This is a genomic window from Streptomyces sp. NBC_00104 (assembly GCF_045160825.1).
In the GTDB taxonomy this organism is placed as follows: domain Bacteria; phylum Actinomycetota; class Actinomycetes; order Streptomycetales; family Streptomycetaceae; genus Streptomyces.
This window is the reverse complement of record NZ_CP108215.1, coordinates 10,432,528-10,457,491: the sequence shown is the minus strand read 5'-3', so window position 1 is coordinate 10,457,491 and position 24,964 is coordinate 10,432,528. Positions and strand designations below refer to the sequence as shown.

The window sequence follows — 24,964 nt, the reverse complement described above, 5'->3', positions numbered from 1 at the left end:
TTCCCGGCAGGCCGCCACTCCCCTGGCGCCTGCCGGGGACGGGCCACTCCTCGCACGTCCGTGAGAGAGGGAACTCACCCCATGGCACGTACGTCCTCAGCTGTCGCCGGCTTCGTCGCGGGCGTGGTCGTGGCCGCGAGCACCACCGCGATAGCCGTCACCGGTACGACGACCACGAGCACCGACCTCAATTCCAAGGCCACCACCACCTGGCTGACCGTCAAGGTCGCCGACGCCCTGGGCACCAGGGACACCATCACCTGGGTTCCCACCGGCTCCTTCGCCGGTTCCGCGGAGGAGCGGGTCCCGCGTTACCCGATGACCGCCGTCCAGGGCAAGGACACCAAGGAGCTCAAGCTCTCCGCCGTCCGCAACGAGCAGGTCTCGGCGCAGCTGGCGATCGCCTCCGGCCAGGACCTCGACGACGTCAAGGCCGTGGTCGGTGATCTCACCGGTCCCGGCGGCGCGAAGCTGTCCGGCGCCGACACCAAGGTCCGGTTCGTCAAGTACGTGCCCGTGCAGCGATCCAAGAGCGAGGTCGACTGGTCCGCCACCATCGACCAGGTCAGCTCCGCCAAGGAGGTGTCCGGCGACCGCAACCCCGACGTGGTCGGCGACGCGCTCGAGGAGCGGTCCTCCGTGGACGTACCCGCGTACGCGGCCCAGCCGCTGTGGTTCACCTTCCAGATCCCCAAGTCGGCCGAGCCGGGCACCTACACCGGCACGGTGAAGGTCAACGCGGACGGCCGCACCCAGTCGACCTACCCGCTGACCATCGAGGTCGCGGACGCGAGCGTGCCCGACCCGAAGGACTACGACTTCTTCCTCGACGTGTGGGCGCAGCCGGAGACGATCGCGAAGAACCACGGCGTCAAGCTCTGGTCCGACCAGCACTGGAAGCTGATCGAGACGTACAACCGCGACCTGGTGTCGCGCGGCCAGAAGGTCATCAACACCACCATCGTCGACAACCCCTGGCACCATCAGTGGTCGCTCGGCACCCGGGAGTCGCAGACCGCCACGCCGTACACCAGCATGGTGGGCTGGGCCTGGAACGGTAAGTCGTTCTCCTTCGACTTCGGCCGCTGGGACAAGTACGTCCAGACCGCGAGACGCGTCGGCCTCGGCCCCGACATCGGCGCCTTCTCCATGCTGGCGTTCCAGGACCAGGAGCACCTCACCTACACCGACACCCGTACCGGCAAGACCGTCTACGAGAACGTCGGTCTGGGCGGCGACCGCTGGCGGGAGGCGTGGGGAACGTTCCTGCCCGCCTTCGAGAAGCATCTGAAGGCCAAGGGCTGGCTGGAGGACACCTGGCTGTCCTTCGACGAGCGGCCCATCGACACCATGACGGTCGTCAAGGACTTCGTCCACGAGGTCGCCCCGGTCTTCGACGACCGTATCTCCGTCGCCGGTTCGATCAGCACCGAGGGCGTCGCGTCCAACCTGTCCGTCGACTGGGGCGGCATCGACGCGATGACGAAGGAGAAGGTGGCCGAGCGGCGCAAGGCCGGCAAGACCACGACCTTCTACGTGTACGGCGCGCCGGCCCACCCCAACACGCTGTCGTACTCGCCCGCCGTCGAATCACGGATGCTGCCGTGGATCTCCGCCCAGCGGAACCTGGACGGCTTCCTGCGCTGGTCGTACAACAGCTGGACCAGCGACCCCTTCAAGCAGCCGGTGCACATCTTCACCCAGGGCGACGAGTACCTGGTCTACCCGGGCAAGGACGGCCCGATGTCCAGCATCCGCTGGGAGCAGCTGAAGGAGGGCATCGAGGACTACGAACTCATCGCCCAGCTGCGGGAGAAGGACGGCGGCACCGACAGCGACGCCCTGACCGAGGCCCTCACCACCGCGACCCGGAACCTCGACGGCCGGACGAAGGACGTGGGCGACATCGAGACCGCGCGGGCGGCCGTCGTGAAGGGGCTGACGTCATGAGGGTGAAGTGGAAATCGCTGCTGCTCGCCGGGGCACTGAGTGTCATGCCCCTGACCAGCACAGGTGCGGCCGCGGCACCGGCCCGGACGGAGGCGCAGGCCCAGGCCCCGCACACCGTCACCTACGACCAGTACTCCGTGCGGGTCGACGGCAAACCCCTCTACATCTGGGGCGCCGAGTTCCACTACTTCCGGCTGCCCAGCCCGGACGCGTGGCGTGACGTCCTGCAGAAGATCAAGGCGGGCGGATTCAACGCGGTCTCCCTGTACTTCGACTGGGGCTACCACTCCGCCAAGCCGGGCCGTTACGACTTCACCGGCATCCGTGACGTGGAGCGGCTGCTCGACGAGGCGGAGCGCGCGGGCCTGTACGTGATCGCCCGGCCCGGCCCGTACATCAACGCGGAGGTCTCCGGCGGCGGCATGCCCGCCTGGCGGAAGACACAGGCGGGCGTGAACCGCACCTCCGAGCCGGAGTACCTGAAGGCGGCCCGGGAGTGGATGAGCCGGATCAACCCCATCATCGCTCGGCATCAACTGACGCGCGGCACGGGCAACGTGATCCTGTATCAGGTCGAGAACGAGTACCAGGGCGGTCGCGAGGACGCCGACTACATGCAGACCCTCATCGACTGGGCGCGCCAGGACGGCATCGACGTCCCGACCTTCGTCAACGACGGTGGCGCCAACCAGAACTGGGTCAGCGGCAAGGGCGCACCGGACATCTACGGCTTCGACGCCTACCCGCAGGGCTTCGACTGCAAGGACCCCGACACCTGGAAGAACCTGCCCGACTACTCGTACGTCAACGAGTGGAAGCCCGAGTCCCCGCTGATCATCCCGGAGGCCCAGGGCGGCGCCTTCGACCCCTGGGGCGGCACCGGATACCAGGACTGCGCGAAACTCACCGGCACCGACTTCACCCGGGTGTTCAGCAAGATGAACATCGCCGCAGGGGTGAGCGGCCAGTCCTTCTACATGACGTACGGCGGCACCAACTGGGGGTGGCTCGCCGACCCGAACGCGGTCTACACGTCGTACGACTACGGGGCCCCGATCAACGAGTCCCGCCAACTCACGGACAAGTACCAGGAGTTCAAGCGCCTGGGCTACATGGTCAACTCCGTCACCTCACTGGCGCGCACCGACAAGGCCGAGGCGCCCGTCCCGTCCGACGACGCCCTGCGCGTCGACCGGCGCGTCAACCCCGACGACGGCGCCCAGTTCTTCACCGTCCGGCACGCCGACACCCGCGTGAAGGGCAAGGACGAGACGACCCTGTCGCTGACCGGCGCGGACGGCGACTACCCGCGCGTACCGCAGCAGGGCACGATCACCGTCGACGGCCGGGACGCCAAACTCCTGGTCGCGGGCTACGACCTGAGCGAGAGCCAGCGGCTCGTCTACTCCACCTCGGAGATCATGACGCACGCCGAGATCGGCGGCCGCGACGTGGCGCTGCTCCACGGGCGTGAGGGCGAGGCCGGAGAGACCGTACTGCGGTACGCCGAGCGCCCCGAGGTCACCGTCCTGGACGGCGAGGTCACCACCACCTGGGACGCCGAACGCGGTGACCTGCGGCTGAACTACACCCACAAGGGCCTGGCCCGGGTCCTGGTGAACGGGATGGAACTGCTGATCGCCGACACCGCCGAGACCGCCCACTGGTGGCAGCAGGACACCGCCGAGGGCCCGGTCCTCGTGCGAGGACCGTCCCTCGTCCGTACCGCCGAACTGGCGGGCGACACACTGAAGTTGACCGGCGACTCCACCAAGGCCGCGAGGATCGAGGTCATCGCGGACGCCAAGAGGGTGACGTGGAACGGCCGTAGGGTCACCACCACCCAGGCACCGCGCCCGGTCGAGCTGCCCACGCTGACGACATGGAAGTACAAGGAAGAGGCACCGGAGTCCGCCCCGGGCTTCGACGACTCCACCTGGACAACCGCCGACCGCCTCACCGCCAACAACCCGGAGCTGGCCGGATCGCTCCCGGTCCTCGCGATGGACGAGTACGGGTACCACCACGGCAACGTCTGGTACCGCGGCCGGTTCAAGACCACGGGGCGGGCGACCGGGCTCGCGCTGAACGCCAACACCGGCCCGACCGGCCAGTACGCGGTCTGGCTCAACGGCCGCTACCTCGGCTCCTCCGGCGACGGCGGGCACACCTTCGACGTCCCGGCGGACACGCTGAGGGCCAGCGGGGACAACGTCCTGTCCGTCCTCGTGGAGAACGCGGGCCACAACGAGGAATGGGGCCACGACTACTCCAAGGAGCCGCGCGGTCTGCTCGGCGCCGAGGTGGTCGGCGGGGCCTCCACCCTCACCTGGAAGATCCAGGGCAGCCGGGGTGGCGAGGACTCCGTGGACACCGCCCGGGGCCCGTACAACAACGGGGGGCTGTACGGGGAGCGGGCCGGCTGGTCCCTCGCCGGTCACCCCGACGGCAGCTGGAAGAACACCACCCTCGCCGGACAGAGCGCGAAGACCGGGACCGGCGTGCGCTGGTACCGCACCTCCGCCCGGCTCGACCTGCCGCAGGGCCAGGACAACGCGATCGCCCTCGATCTCGCCGAGGCCGAGGGCGGCGGCACCGGCTACCGTGCCCAGATCTTCGTCAACGGCTGGCTGATCGGCCGCTATCTGCCGGACACCGGACCGCAGACACGGTTCGTCATCCCCAAGGGCATCCTGCGCGAGCAGGGCAGCAACACCATCGCCCTGGCCGTGTGGTCCACCGAGGCCGGAGCGGGCCCGGGTTCCGCCAAGCTCGTCGACCTCGGCGCCTCGGCGGGCGGAATCAAGATCGGCCCGGTGGCCGCGCCCTCGTACGACGCCAAGACGTACGCCATGCCGGAGTCGGGCGCCCGTGTCACCGTCGACGCCGAGCCGTTCCTGAGCACCGGCACCGCCGCCCGGGTCCCCGTGAGCGTCACCGTGCCGAAGGACGCGCCGGCCGCCCGGAACGTCGAGCTGACGCTGAAGGTCCCGGACGGCTGGACCGCGACCACCGACGACACCACCCGTTTCGCCCGGGTCCGGCCCGGCGACACGGTGACCGCGGACTACACCGTCACCCCACCGGGCGACCCGGTCCACTACGCCGTCCTGTCGGCGACCGCCAAGCTCAGCCAGCCCGGCCGTCCGGGCACCGTCACGGGTGTACGGGCCGTGCAGGTGCCACCGCCCGGGCTGTCCGCCGACACCTATGTGAGCGATGCGACCCTGGTCAAGGCGGTCAACGGCTGGGGCCCGGTCGAGAAGGACGCCTCCAACGGGGAGGCCGCAGCCGGCGACGGACGGCCCCTGAGCATGGGCGGCACCACCTACGCCAAGGGTCTCGGCGTGCACGCCAACAGCCAGGTCCGGGTCTATCTCGGCGGCGGCTGCACCCGCTTCACCGCGACCGCCGGGGTGGACGACGAGGTCGGTGACAACGGCAGCGTCTCCTTCGCGGTGATCGCCGACGGCCGCTCCCTGTTCGACAGCCCGGTGCGGTACGGCTCCGACGGCGGGGCCACGGTCGACGTGGACGTGACGGGCGCCCGCTGGCTCGACCTGCTGGTCGACGGGGACGGCGATGTCTCCACCGACCACGCCGACTGGGCCGACGCCAAGCTCACCTGCGGCGGCGGCGCCTGATGCCCGCGGTGGGACGAGCCGTCCGGCACGGCACGGCGGCGCGGCTCCCGGCCGCCCCGCCGCTCGGCACCGCGGCCCCGGCGACCGCCGCCGAACCCGGACGGATCACTTTCGCGATGCCGCGCTACGCACTGCGGCTCGCGACCGACCGGTCGACCCTCACGACGGTTCGGGCGGGCCGGACCGTCCTGGCCAACGTCTTCCTGCCGACCGGGACTTGGCGTGACGTCACCAACGGCAAGGCCGTCCGCGGCCCCGCCACTCGCAAGGGACACCCGGCACCACTACACACGACCCCGGCGGGCGTGAGCCTCAAGGCCGAGGGTGCCACCAAGGCGTACCAGGCGCTCGCGCGCACCGGCGCGGAACGGTAGGGGGCGGCACATGCAGGCGATACGCGGCAGGCTCGCGGCTCTGCTCCTGGCGGTCTCGGCCCTCGTGGCCGGGACGGTGACCCCCGTCGAGGCCGGGGCGTCGGCCTCCGCCGAGGCCGGTCGGCAGGGCGCCCGACGCGGCTGGACGGGGACCTGGGCGACGGCGGCCAGTGAGCACTACGAGGTCTCGGGGATGTCCGAGGTGACGGTACGGATGCCGGTGCACACCAGCGTCGGCGGTTCATCCGTGCGCATCCGCCTGACCAACGCCTACGCCACCGACCCGGTGACGGTCGGGCACGCGACCGTGGGCCTGCGTGACGGGGGGTCCGCCGTGGAGCGCCCGTACGACGTGCGGTTCGGCGGACGGCGCGAAGTCACGATCCCGGCGGGTGGCGAGGCGGTCAGCGATCCGGTCCGCCTCGCCGTGCCGGCTCTGACCGACCTGGTGGTCAGTCTCCATCTGCCCGGTCAGGTCACGCACATCACCGACCACTGGTGGGCGCAGCAGACCGTGTACTGGACGGACTACGGGGCGGGCGACCATACCGCCGACACCGCCGGTGACGCCTACACCTGGACCACCACGAGCTGGCCCTTCCTCAGCGGCGTCGATGTGACCGCGCCGGGGGCCGGGTCGGTGGTGGCGCTCGGTGACTCGATCACGGACGGCTCCTTCTCGACGGCCGACACGAACCAGCGCTGGCCCGACCTGCTGTCCGCCCGGCTGAACGCCTGCCTGCCCGGCACCGGGGTGCTCAACGCGGGCATCACCAGCAACCGGATCACCGCCGGGACCGAGACCAACCCCTCGGCGCTCGCACGGCTCGAACGGGATGTGCTCTCCCAGCCGGGAGCGCGGACCCTGATCCTCTTCGAGGGCATCAACGATCTCGGCGGGGCGAGTGCCGAGCAGATCATCGCCGGCATGACGGAGATCGCCGACCGGGCGCACCGGCGTGGGATGCGGGTCGTCGGCGCCACGATCACCCCGTACAAGGACTTCACCTGGGGTGGCTGGACCGAGGAGACGGAGGCGCGGCGACAGCAGGTCAACGCGTTCGTCCGGGACTCCGGCGGGGTCTTCGACGACTACGCCGACTTCGACGAGGCCGTACGGGACCCGGCGGACCCGCGGCGGCTGGGCGCGGCCTACGACTCAGGTGACCACCTGCACCCCAACGACACCGGAATGAAGGCCTTCGCCGACTCCATCGACCTGGCCGGGCTCGGTCTCGGCCGCGCGTGTTCCTGAGGAGGACCAGTGTCCGGACCGTTTGAACATCTGCGTGGACACCTGCGGGAACACCGAAGACTCGCGGCCCTGGCCACAGCCCTGGCAGCCACCCTGGCAGTCCTGCTCCCTACGGCCCCGGCCGCGGCCGAGGCCAAGCAGTCGCTGTGGACGGGGACTTGGGCGACGGCGCAGCACGCCTCGTACGACCCGGGCACCTCGGAGGTGACGGTGCGCATACCGGTGCGGGTGAGCGCCGGCGGGTCGAGCGTACGCATCCGCCTGACCAACGCCTTCACCACCGAGCCGGTGACCATCGGCCACGCGACCGTGGGGCGCCGGGACGGCGGTTCCGCCGTCGCGAAACCGTACGAGGTCCGGTTCGGCGGCGAGGACGAGGTGACGATCGCCGCCGGGGAGCAGGCGGTGAGCGATGCCGTCAGGATTTCCGTACCGGCCCGCGGCGACCTGGTCGTCAGCCTGTACTTCCCCGGTCGGCTCACGCACATCAGCCAGCACTGGATGGGCCTGCAGACCGTCTACTGGACGCCCGACGGCGGCGGCGACCACGCCTCGGACCACGCCGGGGACGCCTTCACCAGGACCGAGTCCGCCTTCCCGTTCCTGACCGGCGTCGACGTACGCGGCGGTGACACGGCGGGTTCCGTGGTGGCGCTCGGCGACTCCATCACCGACGGGGCGTCCTCCACGGCGAACGCCAACCGGCGCTGGCCCGACCATCTGGCCGGGCGGCTGTCGGCCTGCTCGTCCACCGCCGGGGTGCTGAACGAGGGCATCAGCGGTAACCGGATCACGGCCGGGGTCGACGGCAACCCGTCGGCACTGGACCGGCTGGAACGCGACGTGCTGTCGCAGCCGGGCGCCCGGACGGTGATCCTGTTCGAGGGCGTCAACGACCTCAGCTGGGGCGGCGCCACGGGCGACCAGGTGATCGACGGCATGAAGGAGATCGCGCGCCGTGTCCACGCCCGCGGGCTGCGCCTGATCGGCGCGACGGTCGTGCCGTACCGGGGGTGGGGCGACTGGTGGACCGAGGCCAAGGAGGCCGAGCGGCAGAAGGTCAACGCGTTCGTGCGCGACTCCGGCGGCGTCTTCGACGACTACGCCGACTTCGACGAGGCCGTACGGGACCCGGACGACCCCACCCGCTACGCCGCCGCGTTCGACTCCGGTGACCATCTGCACCCCAACGACACCGGCATGAAGGCGTTCGCCGACGCCGTCGACCTCACCACCCTCGGGGCGGCCCGCGACTGCCCGTCGGCCCGTGTCCGGCTCACTCCGTACCGGCCGACCCTGCAAACCGGCGGCGAGGGCTCGGAGATCACGTCGACCGTTACCAACATCGGCACCGAAACGGTCACCCGGGTCAGCACACGCCTCGACCTCCCCGACGGCTGGTCCGCCGAACCGGCCGGCAGCACGCGGACGCGCTCCCTCACCCCGGGCGACAGCGCCACCGTCACCTGGACGGTGACCCCCGCCGCCGACGCGGCCTGGGGCACCCACGAGATCGGCGTACGCACGTCCTTCGCGCAGGACGGCCGCACACGGCACGACTCCGACAGCGTGGACGCCACGGTGACCCCCGCTCCGTCCGAGATCCGGGCGCCGTACCTGACGACCGCCACCACGACCGAGGAAGCCCGATATGCCCAGAACGGCGACCAGTTCGCCATCTGGGCGGGCGGCCAGGACCTGTCCGGCTGGAAGGACGAGAAGGCGGCGGTCTACCTCGCCGACGCCGCGCCACCGTCCGGCACCGTGACCGCCCGGGTCGCCGGTCAGACCGGCAGCGGCCCGTCCGCCAAGGCAGGGATCGCCGTCGCCAACGACCTCACCGCGCCGGCGGCGGGCGGCTACGCCGTCCTCACCATGTCGAAGTCGTTCGGCCTGGAGTTCATGACCGACAGCGACGGCGACGGACGGCTCGACACCTGGGCCGGGGGCGGCAGTTCGTACCACCCGGCCTGGCTGAAGCTCGTCCGCGACGGCTCCGCCTACACCGCGTACGCCAGTTCCGACGGCACCGCCTGGCAGCAGGTCGCCACCGCGACCGTGCCCTCCGCGAGCGGCACCGGCGACGCCGGTCTGGTCGCGAGCGCCGTCAACCTCACCTATCCCGGCCAGACCACGACCGCGCTCTTCGACTCCTTCTCCACCCACGAGTGAGAGGCAACCACGTTCATGGCAGTCAACCGCCGACATTTCATGACCACCGCAGCCGCCCTCGGCGGTGCCGTGCTCCTCGCGCCGCCCGGAACCGCCCAGGCCCTCGCCGGCGTGGCGGTGCCGGCCGGCTCCGGCATACCCGACTACCAGCCCACCAAGGCGTCCCTCGACACCCATCCCGTGCCGCGCTGGTACAAGGACGCCAAGTTCGGCATCTTCGTCCACTGGGGCATCTACTCGGTGATCGCCGGCGCGACGCCGAGAAGCGCCTCCGAGTGGTACCTCTGGTACCAGAGCACCAAGGACACCGCCGAGTGGAAGTACCACCGCGACACCTACGGCGAGGACGTCACCTACGACGACCTCATCCCGCAGTTCAAGGCCGAGAAGTACGATCCCGACGCCTGGGTGAGGCTGTTCGAGCAGGCGGGCGCCGAGTACTTCGCGCTGACCAGCAAGCACCATGACGGATTCGCCCTCTACCCCAGCAAGATGACGGACCGTCACTCCGTGGCGTACGGCCCGAAGCGCGACCTCGTCGGTGAGCTGATGACCGCGGCCCGCAAGCGCGGCACCGTGCGCCCGGGCCTGTACTACTCGCTCGGCGAGTACTTCAACCCGGCGATCGGCCGGCCGATGCGCAACTTCTACACCGACGAGGAAATCCCGATGACCGGCTACAAGCCGGTCGAGGACTACATCGGCGACTACGAGCTCAAGCAGCTCTACGAGATCATCGACCGCTACGACCCGGAGCTGCTGTGGGCGGACGGACAGTGGTTCCGGCCCACCGGCAACCCGCCGTGGCGCAGCGAAGAGCCCCTGGCCCACTACTACAACCAGGCCAAGAACCGTAAGCATCCCAAGGGCGTGGTGATCAACGACCGGTTCGACACCCACTTCGACTTCGCCACGTACGAGCAGCGCACCAACCCCACCATGGATCCGCAGAAGTGGGAGTGCTGCATGACCATGGGCTACTCCTGGGGGTACAACAAGCACGAGCCGGACGAGGACTACAAGACCTCCGAGTTCCTGATCCAGCTGCTCGCCGACGTCGTCAGCAAGAACGGCAACCTGCTGCTCAACATCGGTCCCAGGCCGGACGGCACGATCCCCGAGATCATGCAGGAGCGGCTGCGGGACATCGGCGCCTGGCTGAAGGTCAACGGCCCGGCGATCTACGGGTCGACGCCCTGGGTGCGGGCGGAGGAGGAGGGCGGCTCGCTCGGCATCCGCTACACCGTCTCCCCGGGCAAGTTCAACATCATCGTGCTGGGCGCGCCCAGCGGCACCCTCTCGGTTCCCGGCGACATCCCCATCAGCGCCACGTCCCGGATCCGGCTGCTCGGCACGAGCGGCAGTCTGCGGTGGACCCGCGGTGACGGAAAGATCAACATCACCGTCCCGTCCTCCCTGCCCAGCGACATCGCCAACGTCTTCACCGTCGACTGGGCCCGGTGAGCGGCATGGGAATCCGTGACGCCACCCGGTTCGACACCCTGGGCCCCACCCTCACCGTCACCACGCGGCCGGCCGAGCCGGGTGGCGGTGACGCGGTCACCGCCACCGCGGTCCTCACCAACGACTGTCCCTTCCCGCTCCGCAACGCCGTGCTCCACCTGATCAGCCCCGGCGCCACCACGGCGGCGAAGACCATCCCGCTCGGCGACCTGCGGCGCGGCGCGAGGACGACCCGGCGCTGGGAGACGGCGATGCCGGCCGACGTGGCCGGGAACGTGTCGTTCACCGCGCACGTGGTCTTCGACGTCGACGGGTACAGCAGCGACTGCGCGCGGTCCGCGAAGACGTTCACGGTGCCCTACGAGCCCAATGAGGTACGGGACCCGTACCGGACGTTCGCCACCACCGACGACGCCGGGTTCGGCCAGTACGGCAGCCAGTTGGTGATCTGGACGGGCGGCCGCGACTTCTCCGGCGGCACCGACGAGAAGGGGGGCATCCTCCTTCCCGGCTCCGCCGCCGAGTCGAGCGTGGTGCAGGTCAAGACGGTCAGCCTCACCGGCAGCGACAACCCCACCGCCAAGTACGGCATCGCGGTCGCGGGCGATCTCACCGCCCCGGAGAAGGGCGGCTACGCCGTACTCACCATGTCGAAGTCGTTCGGCCTGGAGTTCATGACCGACAGCGACGGCGACGGACGGCTCGACACCTGGGCCGGTGGCGGCGGCTCCACCCACCCCGCCTGGCTGCGCCTGGTCCGCGACGGCACCACCTACACGGCGTACTCCAGCACCAACAACGGCCTCTCCTGGACCGAGATCGCGCGTGTGAACGTCCCCTCCGCGAGCGGCGCCCTGGACGCCGGCGTGGTGGCGAGCGCCGTGAACCTCAACTATCCCGGCACCACGGTGCAGGCCGTGTTCGACCACTTCTCAGTGGAGACGAGATGACAACGAATCGCCTCGCCCAGGCCGCCTACCGCCCCGAACAGGACTTCCTCCCGCCGCCCGTCTCCCTCACCGTCACCCCGGCCACCCCCGGGCCGGGCCAGGCCCTGACCCTGACCGCCACTCTCAAGAACACGACCGGTATCACCCTGCGCAACACCGTCCTCTACCTCGCCGTGGGCGACCTCGCGGAGTCGGACGGCCTGGGCGGCATCGTGCCCGGACGGTCGGTCACCCGCACCTGGAAGACCCGGCTCCCCGACGACGCCGAGGGAGTGGTCCCCTGCATCGCGCACGCGCTCTTCGACGTGCACGCGTACGGGTCCGACTGCACCCGCGTCACCTCGTCGCTGAAACTGCCGTACCGGTCCCTGGCCAGTGCCTTCGACAACGCCGGCATCTCCTCCGACGACGCCACCACCACCGCCGACATCGACGCCTCGCGGTCCAGCCTGTCCGCCGAGGCGCTGGCCTCGGTCGGACTGACTCCCGGAGCTTCGGTCACCTACGGAGGGACGGCCTTCACCTGGCCGGACACCGGGCCCGGGGCCAAGGACAACGTGGTGTCCTCCGGGCAGACCGTACGGCTGTCCGGCACCGGCTCGCGGCTGGCCTTCCTCGGCACCTGCACCTGGGGCGCCGGCGAGGGGCCCGGGAGGGTCGTGTACGCGGACGGTACGGAGCAGGCCTTCTCCGTCGAGGTTCCCGACTGGTACGCGGCGCACCCCGCGGCGGCGGTGGTACTGCCGTACCGCAACACCCCGTCGGGCCAGGACAGGAACCCGGTCAGCCTCTACACCTTCGGCGTCGACCTGGAGGACAAGGAACTGCACTCCGTCGTGCTGCCGAAGGTCAGCGACGGCCTGACGAGCGGTGTTCCCGCTCTGCACATCTTCGCGATGACCGTCGCCTGATCCGGACCGCGGTGCGGTGCGGTGCGGTGCGGTGCGGTGCGGTGCGGCCACATCGCACCGCGGCTCGGAAGATCCGAAAAGTTTCGAGAGGACGTTCATGACAGGCAATCAACCACTCAGCCGCAGACGTCTGCTGACCGGAGCGGCCGCGTTGGGCGGAGTGGTCCTGCTGACGCCGCCGCCAGGTGCCCACGCCGCGCCGGCGGCCGCGGACACGGTCGCGAAGCCGTTCGGCACGACCCCCGCGTCGGTCGCGCTGCGACGGCTGCTGCCCGACCACCACCGTCAGGTGACGCTGCGCGCGCTGGACGCCGGCGGCACCGACCGGTTCAAGGTCACCGGCCGGGCCGGGGCGATCACCGTGGCGGGCTCCAGCCCGGCGGTGCTGCTCACCGGCCTCCACACCTATCTCGCGCGGGCGGCGAAGGCCGACATCTCCTGGAACGGCGAACAGCTGAACCTCCCCAGGCTGCTGCCCGCCCCGGACGGGGAGATCGCCGGGTCGGCGAACGTGCCGCACCGGTTCGCCCTCAACGACACCAACGACGGCTACACCGGCCCCTACCGAGACTGGGACGCGTGGGAGCGCGAGCTGGACGTGCTCGCGCTGCACGGCATCAACAGGGTGCTGGTCTACACCGGCGGCGATGCCGTCCACTACGACACCTTCCGGCAGTTCGGCTACTCGGACGCCGAGATGCGCGCGTGGATTCCGGCACCGGCCCATCAGCCGTGGTGGCTGCTGCAGAACATGTCGGGGTTCGGCGGTCCGGTGTCCAGGCGGCTCATCGAGAGGCGCGCCGATCTCGCCCGGAAGATCACCGACCGGGTGCGCGAACTGGGCATGACACCCGTGCTGCCCGGCTACTTCGGCACCGTGCCGGACGACTTCGTCGCCAAGCACGGCGGGGACGCGGCCGTGGTCCCCCAGGGCTCCTGGGGTGCCTTCAAGCGACCCGACTGGCTCGACCCGCGCACCACGGCCTTCGACGAGGTGTCCGCCGCCTTCTACCGGGCCCAGTCGGAGCGGTTCGGCGACAGCACGATGTACAAGATGGACCTGCTGCACGAGGGCGGCAACCCCGGTGACGTTCCGGTGGACGAAGCCGCGGCAGCCGTCGAAGGGGCGCTCCAGAAGGCCCACCCGGGCGCGATCTGGGCCATCCTGGGCTGGCAGTCCAACCCGTCCACGGCGCTGCTCGACGGGGTCGACAAGTCCCGGATGCTGATCGTGGACGGCCTGTCCGACCGCTACACCACCGTCACGGACCGGGAGAGCGACTGGGGCGGCACCCCGTACGCCTTCGGCAGCATCTGGAACTTCGGCGGCCACACCCCGATGGGCGCCAACGCCCCGGACTGGGTGGAGCAGTACCCCAAGTGGCGTGACAAGGAAGGCAGCGCGCTCGCCGGGATCGCGGCGATGCCGGAGGCCGCCGACAACAACGCGCCCGCGCTCGCGCTCCTCACCGACCTGGCGTGGACACCCGGCACCATCGACCTCGACGACTGGTTCGCCGCGTACGCCGTGTCCCGGTACGGCGGCGAGGACCCGCACGCCCTCGCCGCCTGGAAGACGATCCGCGACACCGCGTACAACATGACCCGCAAGGACGCGTGGAGCGAGGCGCCCGACGGGCTGTTCGGCGCCCGGCCGAGCCTGGGCGCCAACAAGGCCGCCGCGTGGGGCCCGGAGGCCGACCGCTACGACACCACGGCCTTCGACACGGCGCTCACCGAACTGCTCCAGGTCGCGCCGCGGCTGCGCGACAGCTCCGCCTACGCCTACGACCTCGCCGACGTGACCCGTCAGGTGCTGTCCAACCGCAGCCGGGTGCTGCTGCCCCGGATCAAGGCGGCGTACGAGGCCGGGGACCGCGTCGGCTTCGACCGGCTCACCGGGATTTGGCTCAGCTGGATGAAGCTGATGGACAAGGTGCTGGCCACGTCCCCGCAGCACCTGCTCGGACGGTGGCTGGCCGACGCCCGTTCCTGGGGTGCCACCAGGGCCGAGAAGGACCAGCTGGAGTACGACGCACGGTCGATCATCACCACCTGGGGCGGCCGGGAGAGCAGCGAGGAAGGGCTGCACGACTACGCCAACCGGGAATGGGCGGGGCTGGTCGGCGACCTCTACCACACCCGCTGGAAGACCTATTTCGACGAGTTGTCCGCGGCGCTCGCGGCCGGTCGGCAGCCGGCCGAAATCGACTGGTTCGCGCTGGAGGACCGCTGGGCGCACCGGCACGACAGCTACCCGGTGAAGACGACCGGCGACATCCACAAGCTGGCCCGCCAGGTGCGGGACACCCTGGCCGCGGACCCCCACCAGGTGACACTGACCGCGTCCGCGGACCGGGGATCGGTGACCGGGGGCCGCCCGGTCACGGTCACCGTCTCGTTCACCAACCGCAATGGATTCGGGCCGGCGACGGAGCTGAAGCTGTCCGTCGACGCACCGGAGGGGATGACCGCCGAGCCCGTCGGCACGACCACCGCGGCGTCCCTCGCCCCGGGCGAGACTTTCTCGGCGACCTTCCGGGTCACCCTCACCGCGGCCGCCGACGCGCTGATCTCCCGGGTGCCGGTGAACGCGTCCTTCCGGACGGGCGGCTCGCGTGGCTCGGCTTTGGCGATGGTCCGGCTGATGGCGGGCACCGGAGTGACGGACCCCTACCGCAGCGCCTCCCTCAACGACGCGGTCTTCGGCCAGTCCGGTGACGCGCTCGCCATCGAGGGTGCCGGAGCCGACCTGTGGGGCGGCACCAACGAGTTCGGCACGGTCTACCGGGCCGCCGCTTTCGGTTCCGCCTCGAGCGCCACAGTCCGGGTCACCACGCAGGACAGCACCGGGCCCTGGGCCCGCGCCGGGCTCATCGTCCGCAACGACCTCTCCACGAACGGCGACGACTCGAACGGCGACGGCCAGGCCGGGTACGTGAATCTGGCGGTGACTCCGTCCAACGGATGTGCGCTGTCCTGGGACTCCGAGGGCAACGGCCGGTTCGACTCCATCGAACTGGCCGGCTCCGCCACCGCCCCGGTACACCTGCGCCTGACACGCTCCGGCGACACCTACACCGGCGAGTGCAGCACGGACGGCGTCACGTGGACGAAGGTCGGCACCGCCACCCCGGGCGGAGCTGCCGACCACCAGGACATCGGTGTCTTCATGACGGCCGCCAACGGCTGGACCGGTACCCGCGGGATCGCCGGGTTCGAGGACTTCTCCGTCAGCTGAGGGGGCGGACGGGAGCCGGACGGCTCAGCCCGGTGACACCGAGCGTGCCGGGCACCTGACGCCGTCCGGCCGGGGCCGGCCCGAGGTCAATGGCGTCAACGCCGACGCCCCTCCGCCAGAGCGCGGAGGGGCGGATCTCGGTGGTCCCGGTGGTCCCGGTGGTCCCGGTGGTCCCGGTGGTCTGGCATGAGCGTAGGCCGGTACAACGAGTTCCGGGCCGGTTGTCGATGGCTTGGGAGGGGGGCAGGACATCGAGGCGAACGCTTCGGCACCCGGTGCCGGAGCACGCCGAGGCGGCGCCGGTGGTACCCGGCAGCGAGCCCGGCCCGAGCGGCCGCCGATCACCGCCCCCTGTCCTGGGTCGTGTTGTCGGTCACTCGGCCGATCGTCCGGGCATGAAGATGAGCGCGACCAGCGCCAGTCCGACCACGCCGCCGACGAGTTGCATGCCGATGAAGCCCGCCACCGAGCCGGGCGCGATGCCCGCGAAGGTGTCGGTGAAGGCGCGGCCGATGGTCACCGCCGGGTTGGCGAAGGACGTGGAGGACGTGAACCAGTACGCGGCGCCGATGTAGGAGGCGACCGCGACGGGCGCGAAGCGCAGCTGGTTCGCCCGGGCCAGGCCGAAGATCAGCAGGATCAGACCGGCCGTCGCGACGACCTCACCCAGGAGCAGATGACCCGCCGACCGATCGTGCGTGGACCACTTCACCAGCGGTTCGCCGAACATCGCGTCCGCCAGGATCGCGCCCGCGATCGCGCCCAGGACCTGCGCGGGCACGTACACGGCCACCTCGCGCGGGGTGACGCCGGCGCCACCGCGCCGGGCGGTCCACCACTCGGCGAGCGTGACGACCGGGTTGAAGTGCGCGCCGGAGACGGGGCCGAGCAGGAGGATCAGGATGCCGAGGCCGAAGACGGTGGCCGTGGAGTTGGCCAGCAGTTGCAGGCCGACGTCCTTGGTGAGTTCGGTGGCCTGGATGCCGGAGCCGACCACGATCGCCACCAGCAGGGCTGTGCCTATGAGTTCGGCGGCGGCCCGGGCGACCAGGGGGTTGCGCGGCGGGGTGGCGCCGGGGGCGGGCTCGACGGATGCCGGTGCGGGAGCGGGCGGCGCGGACTCCGCGGTCGGGGCGGCTTCGGCGGGGGTCATGGACAGGCCCTCTTGTTCTCGGCTGCGGTGCGAGCGGACTCGGCCAGGTCGGCGAACCGGCCGGCGAGCGAGGCGATGACGTCGGGCTTGAGCCGGTAGTAGGTGAACCGGCCGCACGGCTCCGTATCGACGACGCCGGCTTCGCGCAGCACTCTCAGGTGGTTGGAGAGATTGGTCTGCCGGGCGCCGGTCTCCTCCACCAGGTGGGTGGTGCACAGCGTCTCTTTGGCGAGCAGGGTCACGATTCGGAGCCTGAGCGGGTCGGCCAGCACCCGGATCAGGTCAGTGTCGACTGACGTCATCATGCGCTGATACTGTCACATCAGTGGTGGCTGACACCACCGGATGCTGATGTCATCAGCACCTGATGCCGTCGTGAGACAAGAGAGACCTCTGATGTCCGACAAGCCCTCCGTGCTGTTCGTCTGCGTCCACAACGCCGGCCGCTCCCAGATGGCAGCCGCGTGGCTGACCCACCTCGCCGGGGACCGCGTCGAGGTCCGTTCCGCCGGCTCCAACCCGGGCGCCGGTGTCAACCCGGCCGCCGTGGAGGCCATGGCCGAGGTCGGCATCGACATCTCTGCCGAGGTCCCGAAGATGCTCACCGTAGACGCCGTGAAGGAGTCCGACGTCTGCATCACCATGGGCTGCGGCGACACCTGTCCGGTCTTCCCCGGCAAGCGGTACCTGGACTGGCAGTTGGAAGACCCTGCGGGCCAGGGGGTCGAGGCCGTCCGCCCGATCCGGGACGAGATCAAGGTGCTGGTCGAGGGTCTGATCAAGGAGATCGCCCCGAAGCCCCAGGCGTGAGCGCGGCGACCGCGGCGAGAGGCGACCGAGTCGGACGGTCGCTCCACAGGGCCTCATCCTGTCCCCTGCCGCGCGGTGGGTCCCTCCATGGCGTTGTCCAGATGAGTGATGACGGCCGGCACGTCATCACTCTCGGTGCTCCGGATCAGCTGCAGGGCCGGCCGGACGACGCCGCCCGGGCGCGCCACCAACCGTGCGAGCACGGCGGCCCGGATGTCGAGCCGCTCGATGGTGGCCTCGCGCTCCTCCTCGTTCTGGCCGGCAAGCAGGACGGCGTTGTACCACGCCTCCTCGCGGGACTGACGGACACTGAAGTCGAGGATCCGCTCGTCGGTCCGGGCTCCGAGCCGATCCAGCAGCGACAGCAGTGGCGACAGGGCGCCGACCGACTCCTGCACCTCCAGCACCACCCGGGCAAGAATGTCGTTGATCAGCAGGAAGTCGCGCCGCAAGGCGTGGATGGCCTCGCCGGGGCTGGTCCGCGCGGCCGCGATGGCCAGGTCGAGGTTGATGTGCGCGTTCACGCCGAGCAGCAGGTGCTGGACGATGACGGTGTCGGCGTCGTCCAGCAGCCCGAACGCCTCCCGCCAACAACGCGGCCCGCTCCGGTCACGGCGCCAGGCGTCGTACGCGTCGAAGTAGCGGTTGCCGAAGTGCGTGTCGAAACGGTCCATCCGGGCGCCGTCGTCGAACAGGCCCTCGTGAATGGCCGTGCGGACCTCCACGGTCACCTGTCGGTACAGCGCCGCGAAGTACCCGACCCGGTCACCGGCGCGGCCGGCCTCCCGTACGATCCCGGCAATCCCGTCCACGACCTCGTCGATGTTCTCTGCCGCCATGCCCAACTCCCCTTTCGCGGCCCCTCGTTCGGCCGCACCCTGACTGCTGACCGCAGTGCCGAGCACAGCCCCGTCCTACCACGAACGGGCCGGGTCCCCGCCCTACAGGAACCGGGATGGACCCCACTCGTCTCCCCACCACGTCCACGGCCACGGTGCACACCGGCCGCGCCTGAGCCTCTCTCCGGCGTCGGAGAAGTCCGCGGTCTGTGCGAACGTATCGCCTCGGGCGACACGCGGCGGCGGATCACGAGGTCGATCACCCGATGGCTCAGCGCGATCGTGCCACGCCGAGCTCGCAGCGGGTCCAGCGCGTTTCGGAGTGAGGGTCGGTCATGAGCCGGATCGTCAGGACCGTAAGAGCGGCACCGGCGACGATGAGCGGAGAACCCCCGAAACCGCCCTGCCCGGACCGTGCCGCCGACGCGTTCGCCGGTGGCCACCGGGCCGGTGTCAGTGAATGCGGCCGCCTTCTGTGACCAGCCATTCGCCGGTCTCCCAGTCGGATGGCCTGTCATCGATGCGATAGCACAGGTCGAATCGGACGCGTAGTCCGGGCCAGGGGTGAAGGATCGGGACGACGCGGAAGATCTCCTCCAGGCCGGGGAATGTGAGCCCTTCGGGCTCGGGAAACAACAGCTCCAGCTCTGTCCGGGTCAGGTCCGTCCAGAGCGCGAACTGCCACTCCGTCTGCGTCAGCCCATGGTCGTAGACGAGCTCGAACCGGGGCTCACGGCCGACGACGAAGTCACGGATGCCGCCGAGGAGCTCATCTGATGTCGAGGGAAGGACGAACGGCCACTCCTCGCCGGTGGGATAGCGGTACATGGTGGAGGCCGAGGCGAGTGCGCCGACCAGGCCTTGCCATTGCTCGGGTGAGGTGGCGCAGGCGGGCAGGTTCACACCTGTGTGATCGACCCGCTTGACGTGCCCGGCGAGACGGCGGGTCAGGTCAGCCATCTCGACCGTGGGCTGCGAGGGAAGCGCATCGGGGGTCTCACCGCCGCACAGGGTGATCGAGTGGCCTGTGTCGAGGACGACTTCGGGCGCGAGCACGTCGGTCAGCTGAAACGCAGTCACCGGACGGGCGTCGGCGGGCTGCGGCGGCGTGAGGGTCAGGCGGTCGCCAGCCCGGCCGGCCTTGCCCGCGGACGCGGACGCGGCGAAGTCGGCGTACGCCACCTCGGCGAGCAGCGAGCGCAACTCGCCGAGGAAACCGCGTGATTCCGGCGTCTCCGGCAGAAGAAAGGTGATCTCGGACAGGCGATCCATGAGCTCGACCGTAGCCGAATTCATGTCAATCTCGCGGCGGTCTCCCAGCCATGCCGCTACGACCAGCCGTGCACCTGTAGCCATGAGTTCGAGGCACGAGGAGAACCGGAAAGGTCACCGGTGCGGTGAAGCGCAACCCCTCTTCCAGCAGTTGCCGGACACAGGCACCGACCTGCGCCAGACGTCCTCGTCGTACGAGGAGCGGTTGACGTACGCGCGTTCGGCCATCACTCGGCCCGTGTCACCCCGGACTCGGAAAACGTAGGAGGGCCCGTTGTCGCGTTTGTTCAATACCCGTCTTCGTCGCCCTGTCCACGATGTCCGGCGGCGAGCGGGAAAGGGATGGCATGGAGACGAGATATGTGATGGCCCGGGCCTCGGAAGCCGCAGTGGCCATCGTGCGAGGGATCGGGCCGGGCGAGTTCGGCGGAAGCACACCGTGCCCGGAGCTGAGAATCGGGGCACTGCTCAATCACCTGATCTTCTGGACCAGCGTGCGGGGGCACGCCGCGGGACTGAAGCAGCCTCCGCAGGCCCTGGCGGACGAGGTGGCGGAGGGGCATGACTTCACCGCGGAACCGGATTGGGCCGAGACGTATGCCGCCCGGTCGGCGGCGACCGCCGCCGTCTGGAGCGATCCACGGGCGTGGGCCGGCGAGACGGCGTTGACCGGCAGCGGACGCATGCCGGCCCGCTTCATCGGCGGGATCGTGCTGGGCGAGTGGCTGCTGCACGGCTGGGACCTGGCGGCGGCGACCGGGCAGAAGCTGAACGTGGACGAGGAACTCGCGGCGGCGCTGTACGAGGACATCGCCGGCAAGGCCGACATGGCCAGGCAGTTCGGGGTGTTCGGACCCGAGGTCGGCGTTCCTGCGACCGCGCCGCTGTTTGACCGCGCTCTGGGACTGGCCGGCCGCGACCCGTCGTGGAGACGCCGAGCCTGACCGCATGCGAAGGTGCGGGCGGGGTGCCGTCCCAGGTGTGTCGGCGCATCGCTGGAGCTACTCACGCGCATCGCTGGAACTACTCACGTGGCACCTCTACGTTCGGTCGATCCGCTACGACGGCGCTGGAGTTGGGCGGAGCACGTCAGTCGGTGTACCACTCCCGCTGAGCGGGCCCTCCGCCCCGCTTCCGTGGTACACCGGAAAGATCACCGCGCCGCGAGCAGAGAGGGCACCGCCCATGGGCAAGCCGATGACGTCAGCACCTCTACCGAGGGACACGAAAGTACTGTCCATCGGGCTCCATCCGAGTGCGCTCGACTACAGTCGGATGCCCGACGGTTTCGACGAGGCGGCGCTCACCGCCCGGATCAAGATCGGGAACGCGGCGCTGCGTGAGGCGGGGTTCGATGTTGTCCCGTGTCTCATCGACACCTCCGAGGACCGTGCCGAAGCGGCTGTCCGGAAGCTTCTTCAGGAGCATACGTTCGGCTTGGCGATGATCGGCGGTGGTGTACGCATGCTGCCGGAGAACACCCTGCTGTTCGAGCGGCTGGTCAATGTCCTCAGCGACGCGGCGCCCGGGATCCGGCTGTGCTTCAACACGGCACCGGACAACACCGTCGACGCCCTCAAGCGGTGGATCCAGGCGTAGGCATGGCTGTGCGGCCGTGAGCGGTAGGGAGGCTGCTGGACACGGCCGTGCAGCGACGCGGTCAGGCGGTCAGGCGGTCACGGCCTGCTCGACAGTGGGATGGCAGGCAATGACCTCATCCAGGCCGACGAGCTGAAGGACCCGCAACACGGATTCCTGGGCTCCGGCGATACGCAGCCACCCCTGAGCCGCACTCACCTTCTGGTGGGCGGCGACGAGGACGTTGATGCCGCTGGAGTCCATGAAGGTCACGTCGCTCAGATTCACGACGGTCCGCGGCGGCCCCGCGCTGTCACAGGACAGCAGTGCCTCGCTGAGCACGTCCTTGACGACGTGGTCGATCTCGCCGCGCAGGATGACCACCCGGATGTCGCCGATGGCGGTGTGGTCGGCCGACAGCCGGCCGGACCGGGCTGCTCCTTGGGTGTCTGTCACCGGTTGTTTCCTCGACTGTGCTCGCTGATCGGTGCTCGGGTTCCCGACACGCTGTGCGTCGGCAGCCTGCCCCGATGCTACGGCGGACAATCGTTTGGCGCTTCAGCCGAGCTCGAGGAGCATGTGAGGCACGGTACGGGGTACGCGCAGGCGTGTGAATGGGGGAAATAAAGTGGACCCGGCGGAATCAGTCCCCGATGGTGAGGACAGCGTGATGCCTGGTGCCCGTCCGATACAGGACACCGTGGCCCTGGACGGCGACGGAACCTGCATCGCTCAGGCACGCCACCGCGCGGCCGACTTCCTGACCCGCGTCCAGGCTGAGCACGGCCTGCCGGTGTCCGCCCGCGCGATGGATCTGACCCAGCTCGTGGTCAGCGAGCTCGTCACCAACGCTCGCAAGTACGCTCCCGGACCGGTGCTGATGGAGCTGCGCATCGTCGGCGCCGTGGTGGAAGTGGTCGTGTGGGACAGCGATCCTGTCCTGCCGGTGGCCCGGGCCGCTGACGCGGGCAGAGTCGGACAGCACGGTCTGGAGATCGTCATGGCTGTCTCGCATGGCTTCGAGGTCCAGCGGGAGCCGGTCGGAAAGCGCGTCACCGCCCGCATCGCTCTGCCCGACGATCCCGGCGGGGACGTCACCGGTAGGCGCCCCCAGTAGCAGCCGTAGCCGTAGCCGTCCCACTCCCCCACCGTTTTCCTTGACGGCCTGCGCTGGGCGCACACCGCTTCACCGCTGACAGCCTGCGCTGGACGCACGGCGAACGGCCTCGCCCTCATCGGCAAGCGCGGCAAGGACCCGCGAGGCGACCTGTCTCACCTTCCCGGCGCGCGAGTACGCCGTGTGCGTCGCGAGCGCGGTCGGCCTGTTCGTCCGCCGCGTCGCCGCCGACGCCCCGCGTCTCGGACCGCACCGTGCCCGCGCTGTCGCATCCCTACGCTCAGGAGGCCGACGAGTTGGCCGCGCTGGACCGGACGCTGGTCACTACGGGCGCGGCGGCCACCAAGACGGTCTCCCGGCTCAGTCCGGCTCGGTCCGGCTCAGTCCGGCTCAGTCCGGCTCAGTCCGGCTCAGTCCGGCTCAGTCCGGCTCAGTCCGGCTCAGTCCGGCTCAGTCCGGCCCTCCGCCCGCGGACGGGCCACCGGATCACGGCTGCCGCTGGTACTACATCGCTCACGAAGAGGCCCCCTGTGCCTGCCCGGGGCCTGTTCCGCCGATGGGGACGCCGGCTGAGACGCCGAGCGGCTCGACCACGATCTGGTGGTGGTCCTCGTTCGCCGAACATCGCGGCGGCATCGGTCCGTTCCCGGACCACTCGCCGTGCGTCGGCCCACGCACCGGCCGGGCCCGCTGTGCCGACCCACCCCGGCCCGACTCCGGCCTGTCCCGACCCGACCCGACCAGCCAAGATGGGAAGTCGGGGTGATGTTGCGGAGAGTCGGGGAAGAAGTTTCGGCAGCCGATGGGAGGTTGCCGTGGAGGGTGGAGATCTGGAACTGGGTGAGTTGCTTGCCGCTGCGGAGGCGGCGCCGCCCGGTGAATCCGTCGATGTGGTAGCTCACGATCTGCACAAGCGGTTCGGTGCGGAGCGTGTGTCGTTCCTGTTCGTGGACCTCATCGGTCAGCGGCTGGTACGGCTCGCCGCGGCAGGCGGTGAGGTCCCGGACCATGCCGAGTCGATCGAACTGCAGGGCAGTGTCTACGACAGCGTTCTGCGGAGCCAGCGCCAGCATGTGGAACCGGACGGCCAGGGCGGACGGCGTGTGATCACGCCGGTCAGCAATCGCGGCGACTGTATCGGCGTCCTGGAGGTGACCCTGCAGTCCGCCGACGACACCGTGCTCCGGCAGGTCCGCGACGCGGCTCACGCGCTGGCCTACATCATCGTCACGGACCGCCGCTTCACGGATCTCTACCATTTGGGCCGGCGCACCACCGAGACGAGCCTGGCCGCGGAGATCCAGCACCAGTTGCTTCCCTCGGCCCCCTGCTGCGAGGCGGCCGAGTTCACCCTCGCCGCCGGGCTGATCCCGGCCGACGACATCGGTGGCGACACCTACGACTACACCCTCGACCGCGACACCCTGCACCTGTCCATCACCGACGCCATGGGCCACGACACGCACTCCGCTCTGCTGGCCACGTTGCTGGTCGGCGCACTGCGGCGGGCACGCCGCACCGGTTGTGACGCCCTCATGCAAGCCAACCACGCCCACCAGGCCCTGCTGCGCCACAGCCGCGGCCTGGCCACCGGCCAGCTGCTGTGCGTCGACCTGGGAACAGGCCTGTGCGAACTGGTCAACGCCGGCCATCCCTGGCCGCTGCGGCTGCGCGACAGCACCGTCGAAGAGGTCGAGCTCGCCGTCAACCTGCCCTTCGGTGTGGCGGCACCCGTCCCCTACCGCGTACAGGAACTGCAACTGCGCCCCGGAGACCGTCTGATCCTGCTCACCGACGGAATGCAGGACCGCGGCGCCGCGGCCGCCGACCTGGCCTCCATCGTTCACGAGACCCGCGCGCTGCATCCGAGAGAAGCCGTCCGCAGCCTGACCGCCGCCGTGCTCGACGCCTGCCACGGCAACCTCAAGGACGACGCCACTGTCCTGATACTGGACTGGCACGCCAACCGTGAGGGGTCGACCGACACCAGACCGGGACCGCGATGATGAGCCACAGCGGCCCGCCGTACGACACCGATGCGACCGCCATCGTCCTGACGGCGCCATCGTCCTTGAGGACGCGGGCGCCGTCAGCGATCGGCTGGAGAGCGGAGGAACCCGTCGATACCGGGCCGACCTGGTGCCGAAATGCCGTTCCGCAGGCATGGATGCGAGATGCCGGGGTATTCGCGCGTCGGCGTCGGCTGCAAAATCGGTCGGCAGCACAGTTGGCTT

The 24,964-nt window shown here is 70.2% G+C and carries 19 protein-coding genes; 14 read left to right on the top strand and 5 right to left on the bottom strand.

The window, feature by feature from the left end:
• Positions 1-81: 81 nt before the first annotated feature.
• The 9 genes from OG272_RS45640 (at position 82) to OG272_RS45600 (ending at position 15,961) form a co-directional block, all read left to right on the top strand.
• Entirely contained in the window at positions 82-1,950 is a 1,869-nt protein-coding gene (locus tag OG272_RS45640) for a glycoside hydrolase domain-containing protein (protein ID WP_327726280.1), read from the top strand.
• Positions 1,947-5,594: a beta-galactosidase gene (locus OG272_RS45635; protein WP_405895948.1), complete on the top strand. Its 3,648-nt coding sequence runs from the start codon at positions 1,947-1,949 to the stop codon at positions 5,592-5,594. The genes OG272_RS45640 and OG272_RS45635 overlap by 4 nt, the downstream gene beginning before the upstream one ends.
• A gap of 8 nt (positions 5,595-5,602) precedes the next feature.
• Positions 5,603-5,968 carry a hypothetical protein gene (locus OG272_RS45630; protein ID WP_327726282.1) on the top strand — a complete coding sequence of 122 codons (366 nt, stop codon included), beginning with the start codon at positions 5,603-5,605 and terminating at the stop codon, positions 5,966-5,968.
• Between the two features lie 10 nt (positions 5,969-5,978).
• Positions 5,979-7,223, top strand: coding sequence for an SGNH/GDSL hydrolase family protein (locus OG272_RS45625; RefSeq protein WP_327726283.1), 1,245 nt, complete (start codon positions 5,979-5,981; stop codon positions 7,221-7,223).
• Between the two features lie 9 nt (positions 7,224-7,232).
• The gene (locus tag OG272_RS45620; protein WP_405895947.1) at positions 7,233-9,395 is read left to right on the top strand and encodes a GDSL-type esterase/lipase family protein; all 2,163 of its coding nucleotides are present in this window, start codon (positions 7,233-7,235) and stop codon (positions 9,393-9,395) included.
• 39 nt (positions 9,396-9,434) lie between these two features.
• Positions 9,435-10,859 carry an alpha-L-fucosidase gene (locus OG272_RS45615; RefSeq protein WP_405895946.1) on the top strand — a complete coding sequence of 475 codons (1,425 nt, stop codon included), beginning with the start codon at positions 9,435-9,437 and terminating at the stop codon, positions 10,857-10,859.
• A gap of 5 nt (positions 10,860-10,864) precedes the next feature.
• Complete coding sequence (locus tag OG272_RS45610; RefSeq protein ID WP_405895945.1) at positions 10,865-11,809, top strand: hypothetical protein; 945 nt, start codon at positions 10,865-10,867, stop codon at positions 11,807-11,809.
• Positions 11,806-12,720 carry a beta-glucosidase gene (locus OG272_RS45605; protein ID WP_405895944.1) on the top strand — a complete coding sequence of 305 codons (915 nt, stop codon included), beginning with the start codon at positions 11,806-11,808 and terminating at the stop codon, positions 12,718-12,720. The genes OG272_RS45610 and OG272_RS45605 overlap by 4 nt, the downstream gene beginning before the upstream one ends.
• A 97-nt stretch (positions 12,721-12,817) precedes the next feature.
• Positions 12,818-15,961, top strand: a complete 3,144-nt coding sequence (locus OG272_RS45600; RefSeq protein WP_405895943.1) for an alpha-N-acetylglucosaminidase TIM-barrel domain-containing protein — start codon at positions 12,818-12,820, stop codon at positions 15,959-15,961.
• A 373-nt stretch (positions 15,962-16,334) separates the two neighbouring features.
• On the opposite strand, the gene OG272_RS45595 is transcribed toward OG272_RS45600, so the two are convergent.
• Together OG272_RS45595 and OG272_RS45590 are read right to left on the bottom strand one after the other, a co-directional pair.
• Positions 16,335-17,114, bottom strand: a complete 780-nt coding sequence (locus OG272_RS45595; RefSeq protein ID WP_326573678.1) for an MIP/aquaporin family protein — start codon at positions 17,112-17,114, stop codon at positions 16,335-16,337.
• On the bottom strand, positions 17,111-17,419 hold the full coding sequence (locus OG272_RS45590) for a metalloregulator ArsR/SmtB family transcription factor (protein ID WP_326573680.1): 309 nt from the start codon (positions 17,417-17,419) through the stop codon (positions 17,111-17,113). The genes OG272_RS45595 and OG272_RS45590 overlap by 4 nt, the downstream gene beginning before the upstream one ends.
• A 91-nt stretch (positions 17,420-17,510) precedes the next feature.
• On the opposite strand from OG272_RS45590, the gene OG272_RS45585 reads away from it, so the two are divergent.
• Positions 17,511-17,924, top strand: a complete 414-nt coding sequence (locus OG272_RS45585) for an arsenate reductase ArsC (RefSeq protein WP_326573682.1) — start codon at positions 17,511-17,513, stop codon at positions 17,922-17,924.
• 53 nt (positions 17,925-17,977) lie between these two features.
• Here OG272_RS45585 and OG272_RS45580 read toward each other — a convergent pair whose 3' ends face one another.
• Both OG272_RS45580 and OG272_RS45575 read right to left on the bottom strand, forming a co-directional pair.
• Positions 17,978-18,763, bottom strand: a complete 786-nt coding sequence (locus OG272_RS45580) for a DUF5995 family protein (protein WP_326573684.1) — start codon at positions 18,761-18,763, stop codon at positions 17,978-17,980.
• A 453-nt stretch (positions 18,764-19,216) separates the two neighbouring features.
• Positions 19,217-20,119 carry a hypothetical protein gene (locus tag OG272_RS45575; RefSeq protein ID WP_327726289.1) on the bottom strand — a complete coding sequence of 301 codons (903 nt, stop codon included), beginning with the start codon at positions 20,117-20,119 and terminating at the stop codon, positions 19,217-19,219.
• 263 nt (positions 20,120-20,382) lie between these two features.
• Here OG272_RS45575 and OG272_RS45570 point away from each other — a divergent pair, with 263 nt between their 5' ends.
• Positions 20,383-20,979 carry a TIGR03086 family metal-binding protein gene (locus tag OG272_RS45570; RefSeq protein WP_327726290.1) on the top strand — a complete coding sequence of 199 codons (597 nt, stop codon included), beginning with the start codon at positions 20,383-20,385 and terminating at the stop codon, positions 20,977-20,979.
• A 241-nt stretch (positions 20,980-21,220) separates the two neighbouring features.
• Positions 21,221-21,634: a hypothetical protein gene (locus tag OG272_RS45565; RefSeq protein ID WP_326573689.1), complete on the top strand. Its 414-nt coding sequence runs from the start codon at positions 21,221-21,223 to the stop codon at positions 21,632-21,634.
• A gap of 69 nt (positions 21,635-21,703) precedes the next feature.
• Here the strand turns inward: OG272_RS45565 and OG272_RS45560 are convergent, their stop codons facing one another.
• A complete protein-coding gene (locus OG272_RS45560) occupies positions 21,704-22,069 on the bottom strand; it encodes an STAS domain-containing protein (RefSeq protein ID WP_327726291.1) in 366 nt (121 codons plus the stop codon).
• A 214-nt stretch (positions 22,070-22,283) separates the two neighbouring features.
• On the opposite strand from OG272_RS45560, the gene OG272_RS45555 reads away from it, so the two are divergent.
• Both OG272_RS45555 and OG272_RS45550 read left to right on the top strand, forming a co-directional pair.
• Positions 22,284-22,730: an ATP-binding protein gene (locus OG272_RS45555; RefSeq protein WP_327726292.1), complete on the top strand. Its 447-nt coding sequence runs from the start codon at positions 22,284-22,286 to the stop codon at positions 22,728-22,730.
• An 815-nt stretch (positions 22,731-23,545) separates the two neighbouring features.
• Positions 23,546-24,736: a PP2C family protein-serine/threonine phosphatase gene (locus tag OG272_RS45550; RefSeq protein ID WP_327726293.1), complete on the top strand. Its 1,191-nt coding sequence runs from the start codon at positions 23,546-23,548 to the stop codon at positions 24,734-24,736.
• The last annotated feature ends 228 nt before the right edge of the window (positions 24,737-24,964 follow it).